This window comes from Actinospica durhamensis (genome assembly GCF_018139695.1).
GTDB lineage: Bacteria > Actinomycetota > Actinomycetes > Streptomycetales > Catenulisporaceae > Actinospica > Actinospica durhamensis.
The window spans coordinates 1-2,911 of record NZ_JAGSOG010000484.1; the positions used below are offsets into that span (position 1 = coordinate 1).

General features: G+C 73.2%; 1 protein-coding gene and 2 pseudogenes. 2 read left to right on the plus strand and 1 reads right to left on the minus strand.

The features are described 5' to 3' along the window. Positions 1–28 precede the first annotated feature (28 nt). A complete protein-coding gene (locus KDL01_RS40180) occupies positions 29–1,378 on the plus strand; it encodes a threonine/serine exporter family protein (RefSeq protein WP_212533974.1) in 1,350 nt (449 codons plus the stop codon). 735 nt (positions 1,379–2,113) lie between these two features. Here KDL01_RS40180 and KDL01_RS46350 read toward each other — a convergent pair. Beyond that, positions 2,114–2,425, minus strand: a pseudogene (locus KDL01_RS46350) (hypothetical protein); the annotation flags it as partial. Positions 2,426–2,561: 136 nt separating this feature from the next. On the opposite strand from KDL01_RS46350, the pseudogene KDL01_RS40185 reads away from it, so the two are divergent. Further along, positions 2,562–2,911, plus strand: a pseudogene (locus tag KDL01_RS40185) (hypothetical protein); the annotation flags it as partial.

Consider the following 2,911-nt stretch of genomic DNA (forward strand, 5'->3'; position numbering starts at 1 on the left):
GTCCTTGATGGTGGGGGCGTAGCGCTCCATGAACCGCTCTCCGTCGGCGTTGCGGGCATCTCGCGGACGGCGTGGTCGATCAGGCCGGGTACTCGACCTCGCGCTGCGGCTCGGAGAACTGCTGCTGGCCTCGGGCGAGGCGGCAGAGGATGTCGAGGCGGGAATGCTGGCGGTGGCGCACGGGTTCGCACTCGAGCGCTGCGACGTGAGCGTCACCTTCACCCTGCTGACGATCTCGCACCAGGTCACGCTGGCCGACCCGGCGTGGACGGCCTCGCGCAGCGTGCGGCGGCGCGGATCGGACTACACCCGGCTCGCCGCGGTGCACGACCTGGTGCGCGACATCAGCGAGCGCGACCTGTCGGTCGAGGAGGCGTACGGGCGGCTGCTGCGGATCCGCCGCAACCGCCACCCGTATCCGCACTGGATGATCGCGGCGAGCACGGCGCTGCTCGCGGGCGCGGCCTCCGTACTGGTCGGCGGGCACTGGACGGTGTTCTTCAGCGCCTGCGCGGCCGCCCTGGTGGGCAATCAGCTCGCCTGGTCGCTGGCCACCCGCGGGCTGCCCGAGTTCTACCAGTACGTGGTGGCCGCGATGCCCGCGGCGGCCGCGGCGATCCTACTCGACCTCGTCCACGCCGAGGTCCTCTCCTCGGCCGTCATCACCGGCGGGCTCTTCGCCCTGCTCCCCGGCCGCGCCCTGGTCGCCGCCGTCCAGGACGCTCTGACCGCCTTCTACATCACCGCCGCGGCCCGGCTGCTCGAGGTCTTCTTCATCATCATCGGCATCATCTGCGGGATCAGCCTCGTCCTGCGGGCCGGGATCGCCATCGGCATCGACCTCAACCCGGCCGGCACCCTCGTCATCCCCTCCCGGCCTTGGCTCCAGACTCTCGCCGCCGGGGTCCTCGGACTCACTTTCGCCGTTGTCCTGCAGGTCCGTCGGCCCGTCCTCGGCTACGCCGTCCTGAGCGCCGCCTTCGGCTGGATCTGCGATGCCGGGCTCCGGCAGGCCGGGCTCACCCAGGCCGTCGCCGTCACGATCACCAGCGTCCTGCTCGGGCTCGGCGGGCAGCTCATCGCCCGCCGCGGGGCCACTTCCGGGCTCCCCTACACCATCCCCGGGCTCGTCGCCCTGCTCCCCGGCTCCGCCACCTATCTCGGCGTCCTGTTCATCGTCCGCGGACAGACCGGGCTCGGCGCCACCCAGCTCTTCTCCGCCGCTTCCGTCGGCCTCGGCCTCGCCGTCGGGGTCAACCTCGGCGGCGAGCTCGCCCGGCTCATGCTCCCCGCCCGGCCCGGGCAGGTCTACCGGCTCACTCCCGACTTCGCCCTGCGGCGCCGACCCGTCGCTCGGGTCTGGTTCCGTCGGCGCTGAGGGCTCGTCAGCGGGCACTTCGGGCTCGTCCGCCGACTCCAAGGGTTCGTCAGCCAGGTCAGCGGACTCCTCAGCCAGGTCAGCGGACTCCCCCGGCTCATCCGCCGACGCCGCGGACTCGTCAGCCAGGTCAGTAGACACTTCCGGCTCGTCCACCGACTCAGCCAGCTCAGCAGTCACTTCCGGCTCGTCCACCGGCGCCGATGAGGGCTCGTCAGCCGCGCCCGCTCCACCGCCGGACCCGACCCCAGAGGCCGCAGAAGCTGCGGCACCCGCAACACCCGCGCCCACCACAGCCCCCACCGCGGCGACGGCCGGGCGGGTGTGCGCGAACTGCGTCACCTTCACGGAGCGCAGGACCTCGGGCACCGGGGCCACGACCTTCGGCAGCGTGGTGGTCGGCGCGTCCTGATTCGCCGGGTCCAGGTCCTGGGCCCGCTTCGCGGTGTACGCCTGCTGGCGCGGCAGCCCGGCCAGACCGGACCGTCCTGGCACGGGCGAGGGAGTCACCCGGGAACGCTCGCGGACCTGGCGGTAGCGCACCTTCCTGCGGTGCCGGCCCATCAGGGTCAGGGTCAGCATGCCGAGGGCGCACAGCAGCGCCAGACCGAGGACGCCCGCGCCGACCAGCTTGGCGTCCTGGCGCACCGAGGAGGTCTGCTGGTCCGGCTGCGTGTTCACAGCGCCGGATCCGGTCTGGGCGGCGGCGCCGGTGCCGGTCACGTAGTTCCAGCTGATCTGCCCGTAGGTGATCGTCAGGTACTCGGTGGTGCCCATCTGGGACTCGGAGACGAAGGCCGCGTTGGTCAGCGCGTAGTCGATGCGCTGGTAGCCCTGGCCGGCGCCGACGTCGAGCCGGGCGCAGGCGAAGCGGTCGCCGGAGGTCGCGGCCATCGAGAGGTTGGCCGACTGGGCGTCGACGGTGCGGGTGAGGGTGAGCGTGGCCAGGTTCGACGAGGCCAGCTGCGGCGGCAGCATCGAGGCCGGGCCCACGTTGGTCACGCGCAGCCAGCCGGAGTAGCCGGCGTCGGCGGACTGGCCGGCCACCTGGGGCAGCTGCAGATCCGCGCCGGTAGCCGGGGCGTGGGTGTCCGGTACGCACGGGCCCGCGCTGGTCGGGGCCGCCGCGCTGGGCAGCGTCTGCGGCTTGAAGGTGGAGGAGTGGATCGGCTGGACGTAGCCCGTGCGCGCGGTCGAGGTGGCCGAGACCTGCCGGCTGCTCGAGGTGCTGTGCGTCACGACCGGTGCGGTGGAGCTCTGCACGACGGCCGGGCTCGAGGCCGGCGCGGTGGTGGCGGACTGGGACACGGTCGGGAAGGAGGAGCTCGGCTTGACGATGGGGCGCTGGGGCAGCGCCACGGCAGCGGCGGCCGGGGAGGCCGAGCCGATCAGGGCGGCCAGCACGGTCGCGACGCCGGCGGCGGCCGTGAGCGAGGCTATGGGAGCGAGCATGCGGGCCCGAGCGGGGCGCGCGGAACGTTCGGGACGCGGCACTGGTCGTGGGACTTCCGGATCGGGGGCGGGATCGAGGGC